General features: G+C 47.8%; 34 protein-coding genes. All 34 read left to right on the top strand.

Annotated features, from left to right (window positions below; translation table 11 throughout):
• Position 1: 1 nt before the first annotated feature.
• The 34 genes from rpoC to rplQ all read left to right on the top strand — a co-directional run bounded on the left by rpoC (position 2) and on the right by rplQ (position 23,197).
• Positions 2–4,270, top strand: coding sequence for a DNA-directed RNA polymerase subunit beta' (gene rpoC / locus QUE61_RS00235; protein WP_286307007.1), 4,269 nt, complete (start codon positions 2–4; stop codon positions 4,268–4,270).
• Positions 4,271–4,445: 175 nt separating this feature from the next.
• Complete coding sequence (gene rpsL / locus QUE61_RS00240) at positions 4,446–4,823, top strand: 30S ribosomal protein S12 (RefSeq protein ID WP_108507578.1); 378 nt, start codon at positions 4,446–4,448, stop codon at positions 4,821–4,823.
• 117 nt (positions 4,824–4,940) lie between these two features.
• Positions 4,941–5,411, top strand: coding sequence for a 30S ribosomal protein S7 (gene rpsG / locus QUE61_RS00245; protein WP_108507579.1), 471 nt, complete (start codon positions 4,941–4,943; stop codon positions 5,409–5,411).
• Between the two features lie 23 nt (positions 5,412–5,434).
• The gene (gene fusA, locus QUE61_RS00250) at positions 5,435–7,537 is read left to right on the top strand and encodes an elongation factor G (RefSeq protein WP_286307008.1); all 2,103 of its coding nucleotides are present in this window, start codon (positions 5,435–5,437) and stop codon (positions 7,535–7,537) included.
• 39 nt (positions 7,538–7,576) lie between these two features.
• Positions 7,577–8,767, top strand: a complete 1,191-nt coding sequence (tuf, locus tag QUE61_RS00255) for an elongation factor Tu (protein ID WP_108507569.1) — start codon at positions 7,577–7,579, stop codon at positions 8,765–8,767.
• A 98-nt stretch (positions 8,768–8,865) separates the two neighbouring features.
• Complete coding sequence (gene rpsJ, locus QUE61_RS00260; protein ID WP_108507581.1) at positions 8,866–9,177, top strand: 30S ribosomal protein S10; 312 nt, start codon at positions 8,866–8,868, stop codon at positions 9,175–9,177.
• A 185-nt stretch (positions 9,178–9,362) separates the two neighbouring features.
• The gene (rplC, locus tag QUE61_RS00265) at positions 9,363–10,013 is read left to right on the top strand and encodes a 50S ribosomal protein L3 (RefSeq protein ID WP_286307009.1); all 651 of its coding nucleotides are present in this window, start codon (positions 9,363–9,365) and stop codon (positions 10,011–10,013) included.
• 9 nt (positions 10,014–10,022) lie between these two features.
• The gene (gene rplD, locus QUE61_RS00270) at positions 10,023–10,643 is read left to right on the top strand and encodes a 50S ribosomal protein L4 (RefSeq protein WP_108507583.1); all 621 of its coding nucleotides are present in this window, start codon (positions 10,023–10,025) and stop codon (positions 10,641–10,643) included.
• On the top strand, positions 10,640–10,954 hold the full coding sequence (gene rplW, locus QUE61_RS00275; protein WP_108507584.1) for a 50S ribosomal protein L23: 315 nt from the start codon (positions 10,640–10,642) through the stop codon (positions 10,952–10,954). The genes rplD and rplW overlap by 4 nt, the downstream gene beginning before the upstream one ends.
• 2 nt (positions 10,955–10,956) lie before the next feature.
• Positions 10,957–11,787 carry a 50S ribosomal protein L2 gene (rplB, locus tag QUE61_RS00280; protein ID WP_286307010.1) on the top strand — a complete coding sequence of 277 codons (831 nt, stop codon included), beginning with the start codon at positions 10,957–10,959 and terminating at the stop codon, positions 11,785–11,787.
• An 18-nt stretch (positions 11,788–11,805) separates the two neighbouring features.
• On the top strand, positions 11,806–12,084 hold the full coding sequence (gene rpsS, locus QUE61_RS00285) for a 30S ribosomal protein S19 (RefSeq protein ID WP_108507586.1): 279 nt from the start codon (positions 11,806–11,808) through the stop codon (positions 12,082–12,084).
• Positions 12,085–12,091: 7 nt separating this feature from the next.
• A complete protein-coding gene (gene rplV, locus QUE61_RS00290; RefSeq protein WP_199908528.1) occupies positions 12,092–12,424 on the top strand; it encodes a 50S ribosomal protein L22 in 333 nt (110 codons plus the stop codon).
• 8 nt (positions 12,425–12,432) lie between these two features.
• Entirely contained in the window at positions 12,433–13,275 is an 843-nt protein-coding gene (gene rpsC, locus QUE61_RS00295; RefSeq protein ID WP_286307011.1) for a 30S ribosomal protein S3, read from the top strand.
• A gap of 2 nt (positions 13,276–13,277) precedes the next feature.
• Complete coding sequence (rplP, locus tag QUE61_RS00300; protein ID WP_108507588.1) at positions 13,278–13,694, top strand: 50S ribosomal protein L16; 417 nt, start codon at positions 13,278–13,280, stop codon at positions 13,692–13,694.
• Positions 13,695–13,707: 13 nt separating this feature from the next.
• Positions 13,708–13,902 carry a 50S ribosomal protein L29 gene (gene rpmC, locus QUE61_RS00305; protein WP_108507589.1) on the top strand — a complete coding sequence of 65 codons (195 nt, stop codon included), beginning with the start codon at positions 13,708–13,710 and terminating at the stop codon, positions 13,900–13,902.
• A 13-nt stretch (positions 13,903–13,915) separates the two neighbouring features.
• On the top strand, positions 13,916–14,185 hold the full coding sequence (rpsQ, locus tag QUE61_RS00310) for a 30S ribosomal protein S17 (protein ID WP_108507590.1): 270 nt from the start codon (positions 13,916–13,918) through the stop codon (positions 14,183–14,185).
• 220 nt (positions 14,186–14,405) lie between these two features.
• Positions 14,406–14,774: a 50S ribosomal protein L14 gene (rplN, locus tag QUE61_RS00315; RefSeq protein WP_108507591.1), complete on the top strand. Its 369-nt coding sequence runs from the start codon at positions 14,406–14,408 to the stop codon at positions 14,772–14,774.
• Positions 14,775–14,784: 10 nt separating this feature from the next.
• The gene (gene rplX / locus QUE61_RS00320) at positions 14,785–15,093 is read left to right on the top strand and encodes a 50S ribosomal protein L24 (RefSeq protein ID WP_286223777.1); all 309 of its coding nucleotides are present in this window, start codon (positions 14,785–14,787) and stop codon (positions 15,091–15,093) included.
• A 14-nt stretch (positions 15,094–15,107) separates the two neighbouring features.
• Positions 15,108–15,650 carry a 50S ribosomal protein L5 gene (gene rplE / locus QUE61_RS00325; protein WP_286225438.1) on the top strand — a complete coding sequence of 181 codons (543 nt, stop codon included), beginning with the start codon at positions 15,108–15,110 and terminating at the stop codon, positions 15,648–15,650.
• Between the two features lie 9 nt (positions 15,651–15,659).
• Positions 15,660–15,965 (top strand): 30S ribosomal protein S14, encoded by a 306-nt coding sequence (gene rpsN / locus QUE61_RS00330; protein WP_108507594.1) that lies wholly within the window; start codon positions 15,660–15,662, stop codon positions 15,963–15,965.
• Between the two features lie 25 nt (positions 15,966–15,990).
• Positions 15,991–16,386 carry a 30S ribosomal protein S8 gene (gene rpsH, locus QUE61_RS00335; RefSeq protein ID WP_108507595.1) on the top strand — a complete coding sequence of 132 codons (396 nt, stop codon included), beginning with the start codon at positions 15,991–15,993 and terminating at the stop codon, positions 16,384–16,386.
• A gap of 10 nt (positions 16,387–16,396) precedes the next feature.
• A complete protein-coding gene (gene rplF / locus QUE61_RS00340; protein ID WP_286307012.1) occupies positions 16,397–16,930 on the top strand; it encodes a 50S ribosomal protein L6 in 534 nt (177 codons plus the stop codon).
• Between the two features lie 22 nt (positions 16,931–16,952).
• Positions 16,953–17,306 carry a 50S ribosomal protein L18 gene (rplR, locus tag QUE61_RS00345; RefSeq protein WP_286307013.1) on the top strand — a complete coding sequence of 118 codons (354 nt, stop codon included), beginning with the start codon at positions 16,953–16,955 and terminating at the stop codon, positions 17,304–17,306.
• A gap of 21 nt (positions 17,307–17,327) precedes the next feature.
• Positions 17,328–17,846, top strand: coding sequence for a 30S ribosomal protein S5 (gene rpsE / locus QUE61_RS00350; RefSeq protein ID WP_286307014.1), 519 nt, complete (start codon positions 17,328–17,330; stop codon positions 17,844–17,846).
• Positions 17,847–17,869: 23 nt separating this feature from the next.
• A complete protein-coding gene (rpmD, locus tag QUE61_RS00355; protein WP_108509267.1) occupies positions 17,870–18,064 on the top strand; it encodes a 50S ribosomal protein L30 in 195 nt (64 codons plus the stop codon).
• A gap of 4 nt (positions 18,065–18,068) precedes the next feature.
• Positions 18,069–18,509 (top strand): 50S ribosomal protein L15, encoded by a 441-nt coding sequence (gene rplO, locus QUE61_RS00360; protein WP_108507599.1) that lies wholly within the window; start codon positions 18,069–18,071, stop codon positions 18,507–18,509.
• A gap of 8 nt (positions 18,510–18,517) precedes the next feature.
• Positions 18,518–19,861, top strand: coding sequence for a preprotein translocase subunit SecY (gene secY, locus QUE61_RS00365; RefSeq protein ID WP_286307015.1), 1,344 nt, complete (start codon positions 18,518–18,520; stop codon positions 19,859–19,861).
• 1 nt (position 19,862) lies between these two features.
• Positions 19,863–20,081, top strand: coding sequence for a translation initiation factor IF-1 (infA, locus tag QUE61_RS00370; RefSeq protein WP_108507601.1), 219 nt, complete (start codon positions 19,863–19,865; stop codon positions 20,079–20,081).
• 21 nt (positions 20,082–20,102) lie between these two features.
• The gene (rpmJ, locus tag QUE61_RS00375) at positions 20,103–20,219 is read left to right on the top strand and encodes a 50S ribosomal protein L36 (RefSeq protein ID WP_096673338.1); all 117 of its coding nucleotides are present in this window, start codon (positions 20,103–20,105) and stop codon (positions 20,217–20,219) included.
• A gap of 23 nt (positions 20,220–20,242) precedes the next feature.
• Positions 20,243–20,608 carry a 30S ribosomal protein S13 gene (rpsM, locus tag QUE61_RS00380; RefSeq protein WP_108507602.1) on the top strand — a complete coding sequence of 122 codons (366 nt, stop codon included), beginning with the start codon at positions 20,243–20,245 and terminating at the stop codon, positions 20,606–20,608.
• A 12-nt stretch (positions 20,609–20,620) separates the two neighbouring features.
• Positions 20,621–21,034: a 30S ribosomal protein S11 gene (gene rpsK, locus QUE61_RS00385; RefSeq protein ID WP_108507603.1), complete on the top strand. Its 414-nt coding sequence runs from the start codon at positions 20,621–20,623 to the stop codon at positions 21,032–21,034.
• Positions 21,035–21,149: 115 nt separating this feature from the next.
• Positions 21,150–21,773, top strand: coding sequence for a 30S ribosomal protein S4 (gene rpsD / locus QUE61_RS00390; protein ID WP_286281109.1), 624 nt, complete (start codon positions 21,150–21,152; stop codon positions 21,771–21,773).
• A gap of 28 nt (positions 21,774–21,801) precedes the next feature.
• Positions 21,802–22,782 (top strand): DNA-directed RNA polymerase subunit alpha, encoded by a 981-nt coding sequence (locus QUE61_RS00395; RefSeq protein ID WP_286223783.1) that lies wholly within the window; start codon positions 21,802–21,804, stop codon positions 22,780–22,782.
• A 16-nt stretch (positions 22,783–22,798) separates the two neighbouring features.
• Entirely contained in the window at positions 22,799–23,197 is a 399-nt protein-coding gene (gene rplQ / locus QUE61_RS00400; RefSeq protein WP_286307016.1) for a 50S ribosomal protein L17, read from the top strand.
• Positions 23,198–23,212: the final 15 nt, after the last annotated feature.

Here is a 23,212-nt window from a genome sequence, read left to right on the forward strand (position 1 = left end):
TATGAAAGCGTTACTCGATCTATTTAAGCAAACCTCCGGCGAGGAGCAGTTCGATGCCATCAAAATTGGCCTAGCTTCCCCTGAGAAGATTCGTTCGTGGTCGTTTGGTGAAGTTCGTAAGCCTGAGACGATTAATTACCGCACATTCAAACCCGAGAGAGACGGCCTCTTTTGTGCCAAGATCTTTGGACCGATTAAAGACTATGAGTGCTTGTGCGGTAAGTACAAGCGCCTCAAGTTCCGCGGTGTTATTTGTGAAAAGTGCGGCGTTGAGGTCACTTTAGCCAAAGTGCGTCGTGAGCGCATGGGACATATTGAACTCGCCGCTCCCGTTGCGCATATTTGGTTTCTAAAGTCTCTGCCATCCCGCCTGGGAATGGTATTGGACATGACCTTGCGTGATATTGAGCGCGTTCTGTACTTTGAAGCATACGTCGTTGTTGATCCTGGCTTAACGCCTGAGGGCGCGATGAAGCGCGGTCAAATTATGTCCGAGGATGAGTACAACGCTAAGGTGGAAGAGTTTGGCGAGGGTGCCTTTACGGCCATTATGGGCGCTGAAGGCATTCGGGAGTTATTGCGCACAATTAATATCGATCGCGAAGTAGAGTCGATTCGTTCAGAGTTGAAGGCTACTGGTAGTGATGCCAAGATTAAAAAATACGCTAAGCGTCTCAAAGTTCTAGAGGCTTTCCAAAGCTCGGGCATCAAGCCTGACTGGATGATCATGGAGGTTCTACCAGTATTGCCTCCTGAGCTGCGTCCTTTGGTTCCATTAGATGGTGGTCGTTTTGCAACCTCGGATTTGAACGACCTTTATCGTCGCGTCATCAATCGTAATAATCGTCTGCGCCGCCTGTTAGAACTCCGCGCCCCCGAGATTATTGTTCGTAATGAAAAACGCATGTTGCAAGAAGCAGTTGATTCATTATTGGATAACGGTCGTCGTGGTAAGGCAATGACGGGTGCGAATAAGCGTCCGTTGAAGTCACTTGCTGAAATGATTAAAGGTAAGAGTGGCCGTTTCCGTCAGAACTTGTTAGGTAAGCGCGTTGACTACTCGGGTCGTTCTGTGATCGTAGTGGGCCCAACGCTTAAGTTGCATCAGTGCGGTTTGCCAAAGTTGATGGCATTGGAGCTATTCAAGCCATTCATTTTTAATAAGCTCGAGACACTTGGTATTGCAACCACCATCAAGGCCGCCAAGAAAGAAGTGGAAAGCCAAACCCCAATCGTTTGGGATATTTTGGAAGAGGTGATCCGGGAGCATCCGATTCTGTTAAATCGTGCCCCGACTTTGCATCGTCTTGGTATTCAGGCGTTTGAGCCGATGTTAATTGAGGGTAAAGCGATTCAGTTGCACCCCTTAGTTTGCGCTGCGTTTAATGCCGACTTTGACGGCGACCAAATGGCTGTTCACGTTCCGCTCTCACTCGAGGCGCAAATGGAGGCCCGCACCTTAATGTTGGCATCGAACAACGTATTGTTCCCCGCTAACGGCGAGCCATCAATTGTCCCGTCACAAGACGTGGTGCTAGGTTTGTATTACGCGACGCGCGACAAGATTAACGGCAAGGGTGAGGGCATGGTATTTGCTGATATCCCTGAAGTGATTCGGGCGTATGAGGCTGGAACCGTTGAGCTTGCATCGCGGATTGCAGTACGTGTCACTGAATATGAAGTCGTGAACAAAAACGCTGAGGGCGATGAGCGTTTTGCTGCCAAGACATCGGTTCAGCATACGTCCGTGGGCCGTGCAATTTTGTCTGAGATTTTGCCAAAAGGTATGGCATTTGCGGAAATTAACAAGCCTCTCAAGAAAAAAGAAATCTCACGGCTGATTAATACCTCCTTCCGTAAGTGCGGCTTACGTGAAACCGTTATTTTTGCCGATCGCTTGTTGCAGGCAGGTTTCCGTTTGGCAACCAAGGCAGGTATCTCGATTGCGATTGACGACATGTTGATTCCAAGCTCGAAAGACGGGATCATTAACGAAGCCGCCGGCAAAGTAAAAGAGTATGACAAGCAATTTATGTCAGGCTTGGTAACCAACCAAGAGCGTTACAACAACGTCGTCGATATTTGGGGTGCTGCTGGTGATCAGGTTGGCAAGGCGATGATGGATGAGTTATCCCATGTCGATGTTACGGATCGCAACGGCAAGTCAGTACGTCAGGAGTCCTTTAATTCGATTTATATGATGGCTGATTCTGGAGCGCGTGGCTCAGCAGCGCAGATTCGTCAGCTTGCTGGTATGCGAGGCTTGATGGCGAAGCCCGATGGCTCAATCATTGAAACACCGATTACAGCGAACTTCCGTGAAGGCTTGAATGTATTGCAGTACTTCATTTCTACGCACGGCGCTCGTAAGGGTCTTGCGGATACCGCTTTGAAGACTGCAAACTCCGGCTACTTGACGCGTCGTTTGTGCGATGTGACGCAAGATCTGGTTGTGGTTGAAGAGGATTGCGGCGCAAGTAATGGTGTAACGATGCGCGCCTTGGTGGAGGGCGGTGAAATTATTGAAGCCCTGCGCGATCGTATTTTAGGCCGCGTGTGCATTGGCGATGTCTTGCATCCAGACACTCAAGAGGTCATTGTTCCCCACGATACCTTGCTCGAAGAAGATCATGTTGATCGAATCGTTGATTTGGGTATTGATGAAGTCAAGGTACGTACGGTACTTACCTGCGAAACGCGTTATGGTCTATGCGCCAAGTGTTATGGACGCGATCTAGGTCGTGGCGGCCTCGTCAACGTGGGTGAAGCGGTTGGTGTAATCGCCGCTCAGTCGATTGGCGAGCCTGGCACCCAGTTAACGATGCGTACTTTCCACATTGGTGGAGCCGCATCACGCGCCCTGGTTGCAAGTAACGTCGAAGTGAAGTCGAATGGTTCTTTGAAGTTCTCTTCCACCATGCGTTTTGTAACCAACGCCAAGGGCGAGCAAGTGGTGATTTCTCGTTCGGGCGAGGCCTTAGTCTTGGATGACAACGGTCGCGAGCGCGAGCGTCATAAGATTCCGTATGGAGCGACCTTGCTGGTGAAAGAGGGCGCAAGCGTAAAAGCTGGAACCAGCATTGCAACGTGGGATCCATTAACCCGTCCGATTATTTCTGAGTATGCAGGTATCGCACGCTTTGAGAATGTTGAAGAGGGCGTAACGGTTGCCAAGCAAGTTGATGAAGTCACTGGCTTATCAACCTTGGTGGTGATCGATGGTAAGCGCCGTTCTGCAGCTAGCAAAGGTTTGCGTCCGGTCATTCAGTTGCTCGATGATCAGGGAAATCAAACCAAGATTACTGGAACTGATCATCCCGTAACGATCGGTCTTCAAGTCGGTGCATTGATTACCGTAAAAGATGGCCAGAAGATCGAGGTTGGTGAGGTATTGGCACGTATTCCAATTGAGTCACAAAAGACGCGTGATATTACTGGCGGCTTGCCACGGGTTGCTGAACTCTTTGAAGCTCGGTCACCGAAAGATGCTGCCATTTTGGCCAAGGTGACCGGAACCGTTTCGTTCGGTAAGGAAACTAAAGGTAAGCAGCGCTTGGTGATTACTGATATGGATGGTGAGAGCAGCGAATTCCTCATTCCAAAAGAGAAGCAGGTCTTAGTTCATGATGGTCAAGTGGTGAACAAGGGCGAAATGATTGTGGAGGGTCCAGCCGATCCCCACGATATTTTGCATCTCAAAGGAATTGAAGAGTTAGCGATCTACATTGTTGATGAGGTACAAGACGTTTATCGACTGCAGGGCGTAAAGATCAATGACAAGCACATTGAGGTAATCGTGCGTCAGATGTTGCGTCGTGTTCAGATCACCAATCCTGGCGATACGAACTTCATCACCGGTGAGCAAGTGGAGCGCTCCAAGCTGTATGACGAGAATGATCGAGTCATCGCAGAAGGGAAACAACCAGCTCAGTTCGAGAACATTCTGCTCGGAATTACCAAGGCATCCTTGTCAACCGACAGCTTTATTTCGGCGGCATCCTTCCAAGAGACCACTCGTGTATTAACTGAGGCAGCCATTATGGGCAAAGTTGATACCTTAAGGGGCCTTAAGGAAAACGTCATTATTGGGCGTCTGATTCCTGCTGGAACTGGATTGGCTTATCGTCGGGCGAGAAAAGTACGTGAGCAATTTGAACGCGATCGTGCTCAGATGATTGCTGCCGAGGAGGCTTTAGCTTTGGAGGCCGGTGATGTAGCGGAGCAAGTTGAGGCTGCAGCGACGCCTGAAGGTGGGGCCGAGCAAAGTTAAGGGTTGTATTCAGCATATTGACCAGTCTTTGCCCAAGAAGTTGACGGGAAGGGCTGGTCAAGCTAGAATGCTGAGTTCTACTGATTCATAAGAAAATCAATTACTTAAGAGAATAGCAGGCTAATTTCATAAGTTATTGATTTTAAAGATAAAAGTAATAAGCGAGTATAAATTTATGCCAACAATTAATCAGCTGCTGCGTAAGCCGCGCTCACGACTAGTGATCAAGAGCAAAAGCCCAGCGTTGCAGAATAGCCCCCAGCGCCGCGGTGTTTGCACCCGTGTTTACACGACGACGCCAAAAAAGCCAAATTCGGCATTGCGTAAAGTGGCAAAGGTGCGCTTAACCAACGGGTTTGAGGTGATCTCATACATTGGCGGTGAAGGCCATAACCTCCAGGAGCACTCGGTTGTGCTGATTCGTGGCGGTCGTGTGAAGGATTTGCCTGGTGTGCGTTATCACATTGTTCGCGGATCTCTTGACTTACAGGGTGTTAAAGACCGTAAGCAGGCGCGTTCCAAGTATGGTGCAAAGCGCGCTAAGAAAGCGTAATTTGAGGTAGTAGTTTTGATGTAAAGGCCATTTTGGCAAGTAAGTGGTTACTTCGCTTTTTTTAAAGTTGTTAAGTAACTAAGGGAATGTTCCCTAACTGAATAGATAGGAGTTGTTATGCCGCGTCGTCGCGAAGTCCCGAAACGGGAAATTCTTCCTGACCCAAAATTTGGGAATGTGGAAGTTGCTAAGTTCATGAACGTCTTAATGCTTGACGGCAAAAAGTCTGTTGCAGAGCGCATCGTCTATGGTGCCTTTGAACACATTGAGAAAAAAGCCAATAAAGAACCACTTGAGATTTTTTCGACTGCCATGGGAAATGTTAAACCCATGGTTGAGGTTAAAAGTCGCCGGGTTGGCGGTGCCAACTATCAGGTACCTGTTGAAGTTCGTCCATCGCGTCGATCCGCGTTGGCAATGCGCTGGCTAAGAGAGGCTGCCAAGAAACGTGGTGAGAAATCCATGGCACAGCGTTTGGCAAACGAATTACTAGAAGCTGCCGAAGGTCGTGGCGGCGCAATGAAGAAGCGTGAAGAGGTACACCGTATGGCTGAAGCCAACAAAGCCTTCTCGCATTTCCGTTTCTAACGCTCTAACCGAAAGAGGAAAAAGTGGCACGTAAAACCCCCATTGAGCGCTATCGAAATATTGGTATCTCTGCACACATCGATGCTGGCAAAACAACCACAACCGAGCGTGTGTTGTTTTATACCGGCGTAAATCACAAAATCGGCGAAGTTCATGATGGCGCTGCCACGATGGACTGGATGGAGCAAGAGCAAGAGCGTGGAATTACCATCACTTCAGCTGCTACCACCGCCTTCTGGAAAGGTATGGCTGGTAATTATCCGGAGCATCGCATCAACATCATTGATACACCAGGACACGTTGACTTCACGATTGAAGTGGAGCGCTCAATGCGCGTATTGGATGGTGCCTGCATGGTTTACTGTGCGGTGGGCGGAGTTCAGCCACAATCCGAAACCGTTTGGCGTCAAGCAAACAAATACAGAGTTCCTCGATTGGCCTTTGTAAACAAAATGGATCGTACCGGCGCGAATTTCTTTAAGGTCTACGACCAAATGAAAGCTCGGCTTAAGGCGAACCCAATTCCGATCCAGGTTCCAATTGGCGCTGAGGAAAATTTCCAGGGCGTGATCGATTTGATCAAAATGAAAGCCATCATTTGGGATGATGCCTCCCAAGGGACCAAATTTACTTACGGTGACATCCCTGCTGAATTGAAAGAAGCCGCTGAAGAGTGGCGCGAGAAAATGCTCGAGGCTGCGGCTGAGAGCTCTGAGGAAATGATGGACAAATACCTTGGCGGCGAAACTCTGACAGAAGAAGACATTAAGAAGGCACTCCGTCAACGGACCATTGCAGGTGAAATCGTTCCCATGCTTTGTGGCAGCGCTTTTAAAAATAAAGGCGTTCAAGCCATGCTGGACGCAGTAGTTGATTTCTTGCCGTCACCCGTTGATATTCCTCCGGTCAAAGGCGAAAAAGAAGACGGAAGCGAAACCAGTCGTAAAGCCAGTGATGATGAAAAGTTCTCGGCACTCGCATTTAAGATCATGACCGATCCATTTGTGGGTCAGTTAATTTTCTTCCGCGTCTACTCTGGTGTTGTGAATTCTGGTGACACCATCTATAACCCCATTAAGGGCAAGAAAGAGCGGATTGGTCGTCTTTTACAGATGCACGCTAATCAACGCGAAGAAATTAAAGAAGTTCGTGCTGGCGATATCGCCGCTGCAGTTGGTTTAAAAGAAGCCACCACTGGCGAAACTCTTTGCGACCCAGATAATATTTTGATTTTAGAGCGCATGGTGTTCCCAGAGCCCGTGATCTCTCAGGCTGTTGAGCCAAAAACGAAGGCTGACCAAGAGAAGATGGGCTTAGCGCTCAATCGCCTTGCACAAGAAGATCCATCATTCCGCGTGAAGACCGACGAAGAATCTGGTCAGACGATTATTTCTGGAATGGGCGAGCTACACCTTGAAATTATTGTGGATCGCATGAAGCGCGAGTTCGGCGTTGAGGCAACGGTTGGTAAACCACAAGTTGCTTATCGTGAAACCATTCGTAAAGTTTGCGACGAAATCGAAGGCAAGTTTGTTAAGCAATCTGGTGGCCGTGGCCAGTATGGTCACGTGGTATTGAAACTTGAGCCACAAGATCCGGGCAAGGGCTTTGAGTTTGTCGATGCAATCAAAGGCGGCGTCGTGCCACGTGAATACATACCTGCTGTTGAAAAGGGTATTGTTGAAACCCTGAACGCCGGCGTTCTTGCTGGATATCCAGTGGTGGACGTTAAGGCAACTTTGTTCTTTGGTTCCTACCACGATGTTGACTCGAATGAGAATGCATTCAAGATGGCGGCGTCGATGGCGTTTAAAGACGGGATGCGTAAAGCGACTCCGGTTCTGCTTGAGCCAATGATGGCGGTAGAGGTTGAGACGCCTGAAGATTTCATGGGTAACGTGATGGGCGATTTATCGTCTCGCCGCGGCATCATGCAAGGCATGGATGACATCCCTGGTGGCGGCAAGATTGTGCGCGCTGAGGTCCCCCTTGCAGAAATGTTTGGATACTCAACCGGTTTGCGCTCATTAACGCAAGGCCGCGCAACTTACACCATGGAATTTAAGCATTATTCAGAAGCACCTAAGAACGTCGCTGATGCTGTCATTGCAGCAAAAGCAAAGTAATTTTTTGAACATTGATTAGCTAAATAAAAGGCACCCAAAATGGCAAAAGAAAAATTTGAACGGACTAAACCCCATGTGAACGTTGGCACCATTGGTCACGTCGACCACGGTAAGACCACCTTAACTGCAGCAATTACCACCGTGCTCTCCAAGCTCTTTGGTGGTGAAGCCAAAGCCTACGATCAGATCGATGCGGCCCCTGAAGAGAAGGCCCGTGGTATTACGATCAATACCGCCCACGTCGAGTATGAGACCAAGAATCGTCACTACGCGCACGTCGATTGCCCAGGCCACGCCGACTACGTGAAGAACATGATTACCGGTGCAGCGCAGATGGACGGCGCCATTTTGGTGGTCTCGGCCGCTGACGGCCCCATGCCCCAAACCCGTGAGCACATCCTCTTGGCCCGCCAAGTGGGCGTGCCTTACATCATCGTGTTTATGAACAAATGCGATATGGTGGATGACGCTGAACTCTTAGAGCTCGTGGAGATGGAAGTACGTGAGCTGCTCTCCAAGTACGAGTTCCCAGGCGACGATACCCCCATCGTCAAGGGCTCTGCCAAGCTCGCCTTAGAAGGCGACAAGGGTGAGCTCGGTGAGGGCGCCATCATGAAGCTTGCCGAAGCCTTAGATAGTTATATCCCCAATCCCGAGCGGGCGATTGATGGCGCATTCTTGATGCCAGTCGAAGACGTGTTCTCGATCTCCGGTCGTGGCACGGTGGTGACCGGTCGTGTCGAGCGCGGCATTGTGAAAGTCGGTGAAGAGATTGAGATCGTCGGTATTAAGCCAACGCTGAAGACCACCTGCACTGGCGTCGAGATGTTCCGTAAACTGCTCGATCAAGGTCAAGCCGGTGATAACGTCGGTATCCTCTTACGCGGTACCAAGCGTGAGGAAGTGGAGCGTGGCCAAGTATTAGCTAAGCCCGGCTCGATTACCCCCCACACCCACTTTACCGCTGAGGTTTATGTATTGTCCAAAGATGAGGGCGGTCGTCATACCCCCTTCTTTAACAACTACCGTCCTCAGTTTTACTTCCGTACCACCGATGTCACTGGCTCGATTGAGTTGCCAAAGGACAAGGAGATGGTGATGCCTGGCGATAACGTCACCATCACCGTAAAGCTCATTGCCCCCATCGCGATGGAAGAGGGCTTGCGCTTTGCAATCCGTGAAGGCGGTCGTACCGTCGGTGCGGGTGTGGTTGCGAAGATTTTGGCTTAATTGTTTTGCACGATTGGGAATATTTGTGCTGCAGATATTCCCTTGTTCTTTAGTTGGATGATTAACGCGGCAGCACCGCACTGCTCTTTGGAATAACTATGCAAAACCAGAAAATTAGAATTCGTTTGAAGGCATTTGATTATCGATTGATCGACCAATCCGCTGCCGAGATTGTCGATACTGCGAAGCGCACTGGCGCCGTTGTCAAGGGCCCAATTCCTTTGCCAACTCGCATTGAGCGTTTTGATTTGTTACGTTCTCCCCATGTGAACAAGACTTCACGGGATCAGATGGAGATCCGTACGCACCTCCGTTTGATGGATATTGTCGATCCTACCGAGAAAACGGTAGACGCCCTGATGAAGTTGGATTTGCCTGCTGGCGTGGATGTTGAAATCAAGCTGCAGTAAGCTAGATTGCATAAAAGTTTGTTAGTTTTGCCTTTTTAGGCTAGAATTGAAGGCTTTTCGTAGTTTTGAAGAGTATATTTTGTAGTATATAAATTGTAAGTGCTTGTTTTATATAAACATTTTTATTTAAAACAGGTTAAATTAAATTTCCGCTGACCAATCGAAGTCAGCATTGGAGTAAGAATATGAGCTTAGGCTTGATCGGCCGTAAGGTCGGCATGACCCGTCTGTTTACGGATGAAGGGGAAGCAATTCCTGTCACCGTGATTGATGTGAGCGATAACCGGGTTGCTCAAGTGAAAACCCAGGCAACGGATGGCTATGATGCCGTTCAGTTGGCTCACGGAACACGCCGCGCTAGCCGCGTAACCAAGGCGATGGCCGGACACTTTGCAAAAGCAGGTGTGATGGCTGGCAATGCCTTAAATGAATTTCATGTGGATGCTGAAAAATTGGCCGAGATGAAGCCTGGCCAAATCGTTGGCGTTGATGTTTTTGCAGCTGGCCAAAAGGTAGACGTACAAGGCGTTACGATTGGTAAGGGCTACGCTGGAACAATTAAGCGCTATCACTTTGCGTCTGGTCGCGCGAGTCACGGTAACTCCCGTTCACACAATGTTCCAGGCTCTATTGGTATGGCGCAAGATCCAGGCCGTGTTTTTCCTGGTAAGCGCATGACCGGTCATTTGGGTGATGTAACCCGTACCGTTCAGAATCTGGTGATTGCTCGCATTGATGCGGAGCGCAATCTCATTATGGTCAAGGGCGCTATTCCCGGCGCTCCTGGTGGAAAAGTACTTGTTACTCCAGCTGTTAAAGCTGTAGCTAAGAAATAAGGAGAGGACATGGAACTGAAACTTCTCCAAGACAACGGCCAGCTAGGTGCTGGTGTACAAGCTTCACCCGAAGTATTTGAGCGTGAGTACAACGAAGCACTTGTTCATCAGATCGTGGTTGCGTATCAAGCAAATGCACGTAGTGGTAATCGTGCACAAAAAGATCGTGAGCAAGTAAAGCACAGCACAAAAAAACCATGGCGCCAAAAAGGTACCGGCCGTGCTCGTGCTGGTATGAGCTCTTCGCCATTGTGGCGTGGAGGCGGTCGGATATTCCCGAACTCTCCAGAAGAAAATTTTTCGCACAAGGTCAACAAGAAAATGTATCGCGCTGGTATGCGCTCGATCCTTTCTCAGTTGGCACGCGAAGGTCGTTTAAATGTGGTCGACCAATTTAATTTGGATGCGCCCAAGACCAAGTTGTTGGCTGAGAAAGTCAAGGGTATGGGTCTTGAGTCGGTATTAATTATTTTGGATGAGGTTAGCGAGAATCTTTATCTTGCATCGCGCAATTTGCACAAAGTTGCTGTGGTTGAACCTCAGCATGCAGACCCCTTGTCATTAGTTCAGTTTCAAAAAGTATTGGTGAGCAAAGCAGCGATCGCCAAGATGGAGGAGTTGCTGAAATGAGCCAAACACGTAAAAACGATCATCGTCTCATGCAAATTTTGCTTGGACCCATTGTTTCTGAAAAAGCAACCATGGTCGCCGAAAAGAATGAGCAAGTGATTTTCCAAGTTGCGCGCGATGCAAATAAGCTCGATGTGAAGCAAGCCGTTGAATTGCTTTTCAAAGTTCAAGTGGAGTCTGTGCAAATCGTTAATCAAAAAGGTAAGCCAAAGCGCTTTGGCCGATTTGAGGGTCGACGCGATCACGCCAAGAAGGCCTATGTCAATCTGAAGCCTGGTCAAGAAATTAACTTTGAAGCGGAGGCAAATTAATTATGCCGCTCATGAAAACCAAACCGACCTCACCAGGTCGTCGTTCAATGGTCAAGGTAGTCAATCCTGACCTGCATAAAGGTAAGCCTTTTGCAGCCTTGGTTGAGCCACAGTTCCAAAAAGCTGGTCGTAACAATAATGGCCACATTACGACGCGCCACAAAGGCGGTGGTCACAAGCATCACTACCGCATGGTTGACTTTAAGCGCAACGACAAAGATGGTATTTCTGCCAAGGTTGAGCGCCTAGAATACGATCCAAACCGTAGTGCAAATATTGCTCTCCTAGTCTTTGCGGACGGTGAGCGTCGTTACATCATTGCTTCCAAGGGGATGACGGTTGGACAGCAGGTAATGAACGGTGCTGAGGCTCCGATCAAAGCAGGAAACAATTTACCGATTCGTAACATTCCAATTGGTAGCACGATCCATTGTGTTGAGATGTTGCCTGGAAAGGGTGCGCAAATCGCTCGCTCCGCTGGTAGTTCGGCGGTTTTGTTGGCACGCGAAGGCGTGTATGGCCAGGTTCGTTTGCGCTCCGGCGAGGTACGTCGTATTTTGATCGATTGCCGTGCCACCATTGGTGAAGTTGGCAATGAAGAGCATAGCTTGCGTCAGATTGGTAAAGCAGGTGCAACCCGTTGGCGCGGTATTCGCCCAACAGTTCGCGGTGTAGCCATGAACCCAATCGACCACCCACATGGTGGTGGCGAAGGACGAACTGGCGAAGGTCGTGTACCCGTCTCTCCATGGGGAACCCCAACGAAGGGCTATCGTACCCGTCGCAATAAACGTACAACGACCATGATTGTTCAGCGTCGTCAAAAGCGTTAATGGATAAGGAATAGATAAATGACTCGTTCTGCGAAAAAAGGTCCTTTCTGCGATGCCAGCCTTGTGAAAAAGGTTGAGACCGCTCAGGCCAATAAAGATAAGAAGCCAATTAAGACATGGTCACGTCGTTCGACCATTCTTCCTGACTTCATTGGATTAACAATTGCTGTTCACAACGGTAAACAGCACGTTCCGGTCTATGTTTCTGAAAACATGGTTGGACACAAGCTTGGTGAGTTTGCTTTGACGCGCACGTTCAAAGGACACTCTGCCGACAAGAAAGTTGTGAAGAAGTAAGGGGATGATGATGGAAGTTAAAGCTATTCACCGCGGTGCACGAATTTCTGCCCAAAAAACACGTTTAGTGGCAGATCAAATTCGTGGTTTGCCGATTTCACGCGCTATGAACATTTTGAATTTCAGCCCCAAAAAAGCTGCTTTCATCATGAAGAAGGTGGTTGAGTCTGCCATCGCTAATGCTGAGCACAATAAAGGTGCCGACATTGATGAACTCAAAGTGTCCGCTGTAATTGTTGACAAAGCAACATCATTAAAGCGTTTTACTGCTCGCGCCAAAGGCCGTGGTAACCGTATTGAGAAACAAAGTTGTCACATTAGCGTGACCTTGAGTAATTAAGGAAAGACATGGGCCAAAAAATTAATCCAAATGGATTTCGTCTATCGGTAAGCCGTAACTGGACATCCCGCTGGTATGCCAATAGTAATGACTTTGCCAACATGCTCAAAGAGGATGTTGAGGTTCGTAATTACTTGAAGAAGAAGCTAAAGAATGCTTCTGTTAGCAAGGTTTTAATTGAACGTCCTGCTAAAAATGCACGAATCACTATTTTTAGTTCGCGTCCTGGTGTCGTAATTGGTAAGAAGGGCGAGGACATTGAAGTTCTCCGTAAAGAATTGCAAAAACGGATGGGTGTACCTGTCCATGTCAACATTGAAGAGATTCGTAAGCCCGAAGTCGATGCCCAGTTGATTGCGGATTCAATTACTCAGCAGCTTGAAAAACGCATTATGTTCCGTCGTGCCATGAAGCGTGCGATGCAAAGTGCCATGCGTCTTGGTGCTCAGGGCATCAAGATTATGTCCTCTGGTCGTTTGAATGGTGCTGAAATTGCGCGCCGCGAATGGTATCGCGAGGGCCGCGTTCCACTCCACACTTTGAAGGCGGACATTGATTACGCCACATCAGAGGCAGAAACAACATACGGCATTATTGGCGTCAAGGTTTGGGTTTATAAGGGCGACACCTTGGGTCGTGGCGCAGATGCGCAATTGACTCAAAATGCAGCACCAGAGGCCCCGGTAGCCGAGGAGAAAAAACCACGTCGCGCACCTGCTAAGACTGTGCGGCGTGTAGCCGGCGCTGATTCGTCAGCGAAGCCCGGTGAAGAGAAGCCAGCGGTGAAGCCCACTGTAAAGCGGGTTCGTAAAGCCATCGCCAGCACAGAAACGAAGAAGGCAGGAGAGTAAGCATGCTGCAACCAAAGCGTCGCAAATATCGTAAAGAACAAAAAGGTCGCAATACCGGTGTCGCAACACGCGGCAGTTCGGTTGCCTTCGGAGATTTTGGTTTGAAGGCGGTTGGTCGCGGTCGTTTAACGGCACGTCAAATTGAGTCTGCACGACGTGCAATGACCCGTCACATCAAACGCGGTGGAAGAATCTGGATCCGTATTTTCCCAGACAAGCCAATTTCACAAAAGCCTGCTGAAGTGCGTATGGGTAACGGAAAAGGGAACCCTGAATACTATGTAGCCGAGATTCAGCCAGGTAAGGTTTTGTATGAAATGGACGGAGTTGATGAAACTCTTGCAAGAGAGGCATTCCGTCTGGCCGCATCCAAGTTACCTATTCAAACCACGTTTGTGATTCGTCAAATCGGCGCTTAATCAGGAACCCATCATGAAAAGCAAAGAACTGCAAAGCAAAGATTTAGGCGCTCTTAACCAAGAGCTGTCTGAGTTGCTAAAAACCCACTTCAAGCTGCGGATGCAAAAAGCAACTCAGCAACTTCAAAATACCAGTCAGTTGGGACAGGTGAAGCGTGATATTGCTCGCGTTAAAACCTTTATCACCCAAAAGACTATTCAGAAATAATTAGGATCGAGATATGACAGAAATCTCCAAACCCTTGCGCCGCACCCTCGTTGGTCGTGTCGTTAGCGACAAGATGCAAAAAACCGTGACTGTTCAAGTTGAGCGTCAGGTGAAGCATCCTGTAATTGGCAAATACGTTGGTAAGTCAAAAAAGTATCACGCACACGATGAGACCAATCAATACAAGATGGGCGACACCGTGGAAATTACTGAGGGCAAACCAATGGCCAAAACGAAGGCTTGGGTGGTAACCCGCCTGGTTGAGGCTTCCAAAGGAATTTAAGTTGAAATTTTGACAAGAGATTGTCAAGATACAGTTTTTTGTAGTAGAATCAAAAGCTTTCCGTTATTAAATAGATCAAATGACGGAAACATATAGTTTTATTAAGCTGTTGATTTATAAGTAATTTTTATTAAATCCGAGCCATTTTGTAGCAATGCAATGGGCTCATAGACGGAACCAAGACTGACGCCATTGGCGTACAAGTTGGGGATTAGACAAAATGATTCAGACTGAAAGCAGGTTGCAAGTCGCCGATAACACTGGCGCGAGCGAAGTTTTGTGCATCAAGGTATTGGGTGGCTCAAAGCGCCGTTATGCCAATATTGGTGATGTCATTAAGGTGAGCGTAAAAGCTGCCGCTCCTCGTGGTCGAGTTAAAAAAGGTGACATTTATAACGCAGTAGTTGTTCGGACTGCGAAAGGCGTTCGTCGTCCTGACGGATCCTTAATTAAATTTGATGAGAACGCTGCTGTTTTGCTAAATGCAAAGCTTGAGCCGATTGGTACCCGTATTTTTGGACCAGTTACGCGTGAGCTACGCACCGAGCGTTTCATGAAAATTGTTTCTCTTGCCCCAGAAGTTATTTAAAGAGGTCACTATGAAAAAGATTCGTAAAGGCGACTCCGTGATTGTTCTTACTGGGCGTGATAAGGGTAAAAAAGGCACGGTTACCGGAATTCTTGAAAACAAATTTGTGGTTGAGGGCGTGAACATTTATAAAAAGAATGTAAAGCCCAATCCTAATGATGGAACCACTGGCGGAACCGTTGATAAGACCATGCCCATTGCCGCTTCCAATATCGCATTAGTTGATGCGAATGGCAAACCATCCCGCGTCGGCATTAAGTTAGTGGATGGTAAAAAAGTGCGTTATTTAAAAACCACTGGCGCGACGCTTAGCGCTTAAGGTTCGGAGAAATTATGAGCACCCGTTTACAAGAGCATTACAAAAATACAGTCATTGCAAACTTGATGCAGCAGTTTGGCTATAAGTCTGTGATGGAAGTCCCGCGCATTACCAAAATCACCCTCAATATGGGTTTAGGTGAGGCCGTGAGTGATAAAAAAGTGATTGAGCATGCAGTTGGTGATTTAACCAAAGTTGCTGGTCAAAAACCGGTTGTCACCAAGGCGCGTAAGGCGATTGCAGGATTTAAGATTCGCCAAGGCTATCCCATCGGTGCGATGGTTACTCTGCGAGGTACTCGCATGTATGAATTTTTGGATCGCTTTATTACGGTTTCTTTGCCACGTGTACGCGATTTCCGCGGAATCTCAGGTAAAGCGTTTGATGGCCGTGGTAATTACAACATTGGCGTTAAAGAACAAATTATTTTCCCTGAAATTGAGTACGACAAAATTGATGCATTACGTGGTCTCAATATCAGTATTACGACCACCGCTAAAACCGATGAGGAAGCTAAGGCATTGTTAGCGGCGTTTAAATTTCCATTTCGCAATTAAGAGGCAAACGTGGCAAAACTATCTTTAATTGAGCGTGAGAAAAAACGCGCTAAGTTGGTTGCAAAATTCACGCATAAGCGCGCTGAGCTGAAGTCGATCATTAACGACACAAGCCGCAGTGACGAGGAGCGCTATGAGGCTCGTTTAAAGCTGCAATCATTGCCGCGCAATGCGAGCCCTATTCGTCAACGTAATCGTTGTTCATTAACCGGTCGTCCACGTGGCACCTTCCGCAAATTTGGTTTAGCGCGCGGCAAGATCCGTGAGATTGCTTTCCGTGGCGAGATCCCCGGTTTAACCAAGGCCAGCTGGTAAGCGGCGAAAGAATTTAGGAGAACCCATGAGCATTAGTGATCCAATCGCCGATATGTTGACCAGAATTCGCAACGCGCAAGCGGTGCAGAAAACCTTGGTTACCATGCCGTCGTCCAAATTAAAAGTAGCTATCGCCAAGGTCTTGAAAGACGAAGGCTATATCGATAGTTTTGAAATCACCGGTGAAGCAGCTAAGCCTGTATTGAAGATTGATCTCAAATACTATGCTGGCCGTCCTGTAATTGAACGAATTGAGCGAGTTTCTACTCCCAGTTTGCGTATTTACAAGGGACGCCATGACATTCCTGAGGTCATGAATGGTTTGGGCGTTGCCATTATTTCAACACCGCAAGGTTTGATGACCGATCGCAAAGCACGCGCATCCGGCGTTGGCGGCGAAGTCATTTGCTACGTGGCTTAAGGAGAGAACGATGTCTCGAGTTGGTAAATCTCCCATTACAGTGCCAAAAGGCGCTGAGATCAGTATCGCAAACGCGTTGTTAACTGTGAAGGGCCCATTGGGAACTCTCACCCACACCGTGCATCCTAGTGTTGGTCTTGAACATAAAGATGGTGTCATTACAGTTGCCATCAAAGATAACTCGCCTGAAGCAAATGCATTGTCTGGAACGACTCGTGCATTGGTTAATAACATGGTCGTTGGTGTGACCCAGGGATTTGAGCGCAAGCTAAGTCTTGTTGGAGTGGGTTATCGTGCACAGGCACAAGGCAATTCTTTGAAATTGCAATTGGGCTTCTCGCATGAAATTAACTATCCACTCCCTGCTGGTGTGAAAGCGGAAACCCCGTCGCAAACTGAAATCATTATCAAAGGCGCCAATAAGCAACAAGTTGGTCAAGTTGCTGCGGAAGTTCGTGCCTATCGCTCCCCAGAGCCCTACAAGGGTAAGGGTGTGCGTTATGTCGACGAAGTGGTTCACCTTAAAGAAACCAAGAAGAAGTAATTAAGTAAAGCCGAGATTCGATATGAACAAAAACGAAACAAGACAAAGACGTGCACGTCAAACCCGCATCAAGATTGCTGAACTATTAGCTCATCGCTTGACGGTGATTCGGAGCAATTGCCATATCTCCGCCCAGGTCTATAGCCCATGCGGTAGCAAGGTGGTTGCCGCGGCCTCGACCATGGAAAAGGATTTGCGTACTTCGGTAAAAAATGGCGGTAACAGCCAAGCGGCACAAGCGATTGGCAAATTAATCGCCGAACGTGCAAAGAAGGCTGGCGTTGAGAGCGTCGCGTTTGATCGTGCGGGACATCGTTATCACGGCCGTATTAAGGCCCTTGCTGAAGCTGCGCGTGAAGCTGGCTTGAAGTTCTAAGAAACGGTTTAGGAAAAAATTATGGCAAAAATGCAAACCAAAATTCAGTCAGAAGAGCGCGATGACGGTCTACGCGAGAAGATGATTGCTGTTAATCGCGTAACCAAAGTAGTGAAGGGCGGCCGTATTCTTGGCTTTGCTGCCTTGACGGTCGTTGGTGATGGTGATGGACGAATTGGAATGGGCAAAGGTAAATCGAAGGAAGTTCCCGTTGCTGTTCAAAAAGCAATGGATGAAGCACGTCGCAAAATGATTAAGGTTCCCCTTCGTAAGGGAACATTGCAGCATTCTGTGATTGGTCAGCATGGTGCCTCGCGTGTTCTGATTTCTCCTGCCAAAGAAGGTACCGGTGTAATCGCAGGCGGTCCAATGCGTGCGATTTTTGATGTAATGGGTGTGACCAATGTGGTTGCAAAGTCGCTTGGTTCAACCAATCCCTACAACATGGTTCGTGCCACATTGGATGGTTTGAGCAAGATGAGCACGCCTGCAGAAATTGCTGCGAAGCGCGGAAAGTCGGTTGAAGAAATTTTGGGTTAATAGCCTGTAATCGAAAGTAAAAGATGGCAAATACACAATCAAATTCAAAGGTCAAACTTCAGCTAGTACGTAGCTTGATCGGTACGCGCGAGAGTCACCGTGCCACGGTTCGTGGTTTGGGCCTTGGTCGCCTGAACTCGGTTTCAGAGTTACAAGATACCCCGGCGGTCCGGGGAATGATTAATAAGGTTTCATACCTTGTGAAAGTGATCGGGTAAAGCAATGCAATTAAATACGATTAAACCCGCCGAAGGTGCTAAACGCCCACGTCGCCGTGTCGGCCGTGGTATTGGTTCGGGTCTTGGTAAGACTGCTGGTCGTGGTCATAAAGGCCAAAAGTCGCGTTCCGGCGGTTTTCATAAAGTTGGTTTTGAGGGCGGCCAAATGCCCATGTATCGTCGCTTACCCAAGCGCGGTTTCATTTCTTTAACACGTCGTTTTGTTGGTCAAGTAACCCTCGCAGATTTAGAACGCATCGGTTTGGCCGAAGTAGATCTAGTTGCCCTCAAGCAGCATGGCCTTGCTGGCGAGCAAACGAATGCTGTCAAAGTGATTAAGACTGGTGAAATTAAGCGCGCGGTTACCTTAAAGGGATTGACTGCAAGTGCAGGTGCAAAAGCCGCTATTGAGGCTGCTGGCGGTAAGGTGCTCGCTGAGGTTTAAAGCAATTTATGGCGCTCGGTTCCTCTAACGTCTCTAGTTTGACACCATCTGGAAACAAGTATGGTGACTTACGTCGCCGCTTGATTTTCTTGGTATTGGCGTTGGTTGTCTACCGTATTGGTGCTCACATTCCAGTGCCCGGTATTGATCCTGATCAGTTATCAAAACTGTTTAGTGAGCAAAAAGACGGTATTTTGGGAATGTTCAATTTGTTTTCAGGCGGGGCTTTGTCTCGCTTTACGGTGTTCGCTTTGGGCATCATGCCCTATATCTCTGCGTCGATCATCATGCAATTGATGACCATTGTGCTTCCTTCGCTTGAGGCGATGAAGAAGGAAGGCCAAGCTGGTCAACGCAAGATTACCCAATACACTCGTTATGCAACCGTCTTTTTGGCAACCTTCCAAGCAATTGGGATTTCCGTTGCGCTTGAGTCTCAACCCGGTCTTGTTGTTGATCCTGGCCTCATGTTTCAGTTCAATACGGTTGTAACCCTTGTCACCGGCACAATGTTTTTAATGTGGCTCGGTGAGCAAATTACTGAACGCGGCTTGGGCAACGGTATTTCCATCATTATTTTTGCCGGGATTGTTTCTGGCTTGCCAAGCGCATTGGCTAGTCTTTTAGAGTTGGTTCGCACTGGCTCCATGAGCATTCTCTCAGCGATTTTTATCGTATTGATTGTCATTGCAGTGACATATTTTGTTGTTTTCGTAGAGCGTGGTCAGCGCCGTATTCTGGTGAACTACGCTAAACGTCAGGTGGGTAATAAGATTTATGGCGGTCAGTCTTCCCACCTGCCTCTAAAGCTGAATATGGCCGGTGTTATTCCTCCTATTTTTGCTTCATCGATTATTTTGTTCCCGGCCACCATTGCCGGTTGGTTTACTGCAGGCGAACCAACCAATATGCTGAGTCGTATTGTGAAAGATTTGGCGGCAACCTTGGCCCCTGGCCAACCGGTTTACATCATTTTGTACGCGACTGCCATTATTTTCTTTTGCTTTTTCTATACTGCCTTGGTTTTTAATAGTCGCGATACGGCCGATAACTTGAAAAAGAGCGGTGCGTTTGTTCCAGGTATTCGTCCAGGTGATCAAACTGCCCGCTACATCGATAAGATTTTGGTTCGTTTGACGTTGGCTGGTGCAATTTATATGGTTTTAGTGTGCTTATTGCCCGAGTTTTTGGTTTTGAAATACAACGTTCCTTTCTATTTCGGTGGAACATCGTTGTTAATTATTGTGGTGGTTGCGATGGACTTTATGGCTCAAGTGCAATCATTTGTGATGCAGCAGCAGTACGGCTCTCTGATGAAGAAAGCCAACTTTAAGATGGGACCCACTCTCTAAGATGCCTAAAGACGATGTAATTCAGATGGCAGGGGAAATTGTTGAAAACCTCCCCAACGCTATGTTTAGGGTGAAGTTAGAGAATGGGCATGTGGTATTAGGTCATATTTCTGGGAAGATGCGGATGCATTACATCCGAATCCTGCCAGGAGATAAGGTAACTGTGGAAATGACCCCATACGATTTGACGCGCGCAAGAATTATCTTCCGTGCGAAGTAAGGATTATTAAAGAGGTGAATGATGAAAGTATTGGCATCCGTTAAATGTATTTGCCGCAATTGCAAAATCATCAAGCGTAAGCGCGTGGTGCGTGTGATCTGCTCGTCCGATCCACGTCATAAGCAGCGTCAAGGTTAATTCGGTTAAGTAGAGGAATTTATATGGCACGTATCGCTGGGGTAAATATCCCAAATCATCAACATACTGTGATTGGTTTAACCGCCATCTACGGTATTGGTAAGGCACAAGCTCTCAAGATCTGTGAGAACACAGGTGTTGCAATCGATAAGAAAGTTAAAGATCTTACCGATGCTGAGCTAGAAAAGCTTCGTGATGAAGTGGGTAAGCGCACCACAGAGGGTGATTTGCGTCGTGAAGTCACCATGAACATTAAGCGTTTAATGGACTTGGCTTGCTATCGCGGCATTCGTCATCGCAAGGGCTTGCCAGTGCGTGGCCAGAGAACGAAGACCAATGCTCGTACCCGCAAAGGCCCCCGTAAGGCTGGCGTTGCACTCAAGAAATAATTAGGAACTGATATGGCAAAAGCACAACAAACCGCCGCAAACGCAAGTGCACAACGCGCTCGCAAAAAGGTTAAAAAGAACGTCGCTGATGGCATTGCCCACGTGCATGCATCGTTTAACAATACCATTGTGACCATTACCGATCGTCAAGGAAACGCCTTGTCATGGGCAACTTCAGGCGGTCAAGGATTTAAGGGTTCGCGCAAGTCAACGCCATTTGCAGCTCAGGTTGCTGCGGAAGTGGCTGGTAAGGCAGCAATTGAGTGTGGGATTAAGAATTTAGAGGTCCAAATCAAGGGCCCAGGCCCTGGTCGTGAGTCTGCAGTTCGCGCATTGAACTCGTTAGGGATCAAGATTGTTGAGATCCAAGATGTGACTCCGGTCCCACACAATGGTTGCCGCCCTCCAAAGCGCCGCCGTATCTAATTTTTGCAGTACCAAGCCGCTGGCTTTGCCAGCAATTGTTTAATAAGCCCACCGTTCGTTGGTAGTTACAGCGAACTCACCTCGGTAACCATCGAGGCATAGAAAGGAAAAAATCGTGGCACGTTATTTAGGCCCTAAAGCCAAACTATCTCGTCGGGAAGGTACCGACTTATTTTTAAAGAGCGCTCGCCGTGCTTTATCGGACAAGTGCAAACTAGACAGCAAACCAGGACAGCACGGTCGTACCTCAGGTGCTCGTACTTCTGACTTCGGTAATCAGTTGCGTGAAAAGCAAAAGGTGAAGCGGATTTATGGCGTACTCGAGCGTCAGTTCCGTCGCTACTTTGCTGAAGCCGAGCGCCGTAAAGGCAATACTGGCGAGACCTTATTGCAGCTGCTTGAGTCCCGTTTGGATAATGTGGTTTATCGCATGGGCTTTGGTTCAACCCGTGCTGAAGCACGTCAGTTGGTATCGCATGCAGCAATTACGGTGAATGGCCAAGTGGTCAATATTCCGTCCATGCAAGTTCGTCCTGGCGATGTTATTGCTATTCGTGAGAAGGCAAAGAAGCAAACCCGTATTCAAGAAGCTCTAAATCTTGCTTCCCAAGTTGGCGCAATTAATTGGGTCAGCGTTGATGCAAGTAAGCTCGAGGGAACGTTTAAACAAGTACCAGATCGCGATGAAATCAGTGGTGATATCAACGAAAGTTTGATCGTCGAATTGTATTCACGCTAATACTGCACCTCTTAAGGAAAAGATATCTATGCAAACAAATTTGCTTAAACCAAAAATCATTTCTGTTGAAGCACTCGGTGCAAACCAGGCTAAGGTTGTGATGGAGCCATTTGAGCGTGGCTATGGCCACACGCTTGGTAATGCATTACGTCGTGTTTTGTTGTCTTCCATGGTTGGTTTTGCTCCAACCGAAGTAGCGATTGCTGGTGTTGTTCACGAGTACTCCACCTTGGACGGTGTTCAGGAAGATGTTGTGAACTTGCTGCTTAATCTAAAGGGAGTTGTTTTCAAGTTACAGTCCCGGGATGAAGTGACGATCAATTTGCGTAAAGAAGGTCCTGGCGTTGTTTACGCTAAGGATATTGATCTTCCCCATGACGTAGAAATCATTAATCCAGAGCATGTCATTGCACACTTAGCAGCTGGCGGTAAGCTCGATATGCAAATCAAGGTTGAAAAGGGCCGTGGATATGTACCAGGCAATATGCGTCAGTATCAAGATGAAGCAACCAAGCTGATCGGCCGCATTGTGTTAGATGCATCATTTAGTCCAATTAATCGTGTTAGCTATGCGGTTGAGTCTGCTCGTGTTGAGCAACGTACTGATTTAGATCGTTTGGTGATGACTATTGAAACCAATGGTGTGATCTCTCCTGAAGAATCAATTCGCCAGGCCGCCAGTATTTTGGTTGACCAGTTGGTCGTATTTGCCGCCTTAGAGAGCAGTCAAGTGAGCGGTGAGTTGGCTCCAAGTCGCTCAACCATGGTTGATCCGTTGTTGATGAGACCGGTTGATGATTTAGAGTTGACCGTTCGTTCTGCAAACTGCCTAAAGGCTGAGAACATTTACTACATCGGTGATTTGATTCAGCGTACTGAAAATGAATTACTCAAGACGCCTAATTTGGGTCGCAAGTCTTTGAATGAAATCAAGGACGTATTGGCAGCCCGTGGTTTAAGTCTTGGGATGAAGCTCGACAGCTGGCCACCAGCGACTCTCGGGCAATAATTAGAAAGGAAGCATCATGCGTCATGGTAATGGCTTACGCAAACTAAATCGCACTTTATCGCATCGTTTGGCGATGTTGCGCAATATGTCGAACTCACTGATCGAGCACGAAGTTATTAAGACAACCCTGCCAAAGGCAAAAGAATTGCGGATGGTGGTTGAGCCTTTGATTACTTTGGGTAAGAAAGATAATTTAGCGAACCGCCGTTTGGCATTCAATCGTTTGCGCGATCGTGAAATGGTAAGCAAATTGTTTACTGAGCTCGGCCCACGTTATGCAACTCGACCAGGTGGTTATCTTCGTATTCTGAAATTTGGTTTTCGGCACGGTGACAATGCCCCAATGGCACTGGTTGAGTTGGTTGATCGCCCTGAAGTTGAAGAGGCGCCTCAACAAGAGCCTGCAGCAGTATAAATTAGCATCAGGTAT

The sequence above is a fragment of the Polynucleobacter sp. HIN5 genome, assembly GCF_030297555.1.
In the GTDB taxonomy this organism is placed as follows: domain Bacteria; phylum Pseudomonadota; class Gammaproteobacteria; order Burkholderiales; family Burkholderiaceae; genus Polynucleobacter.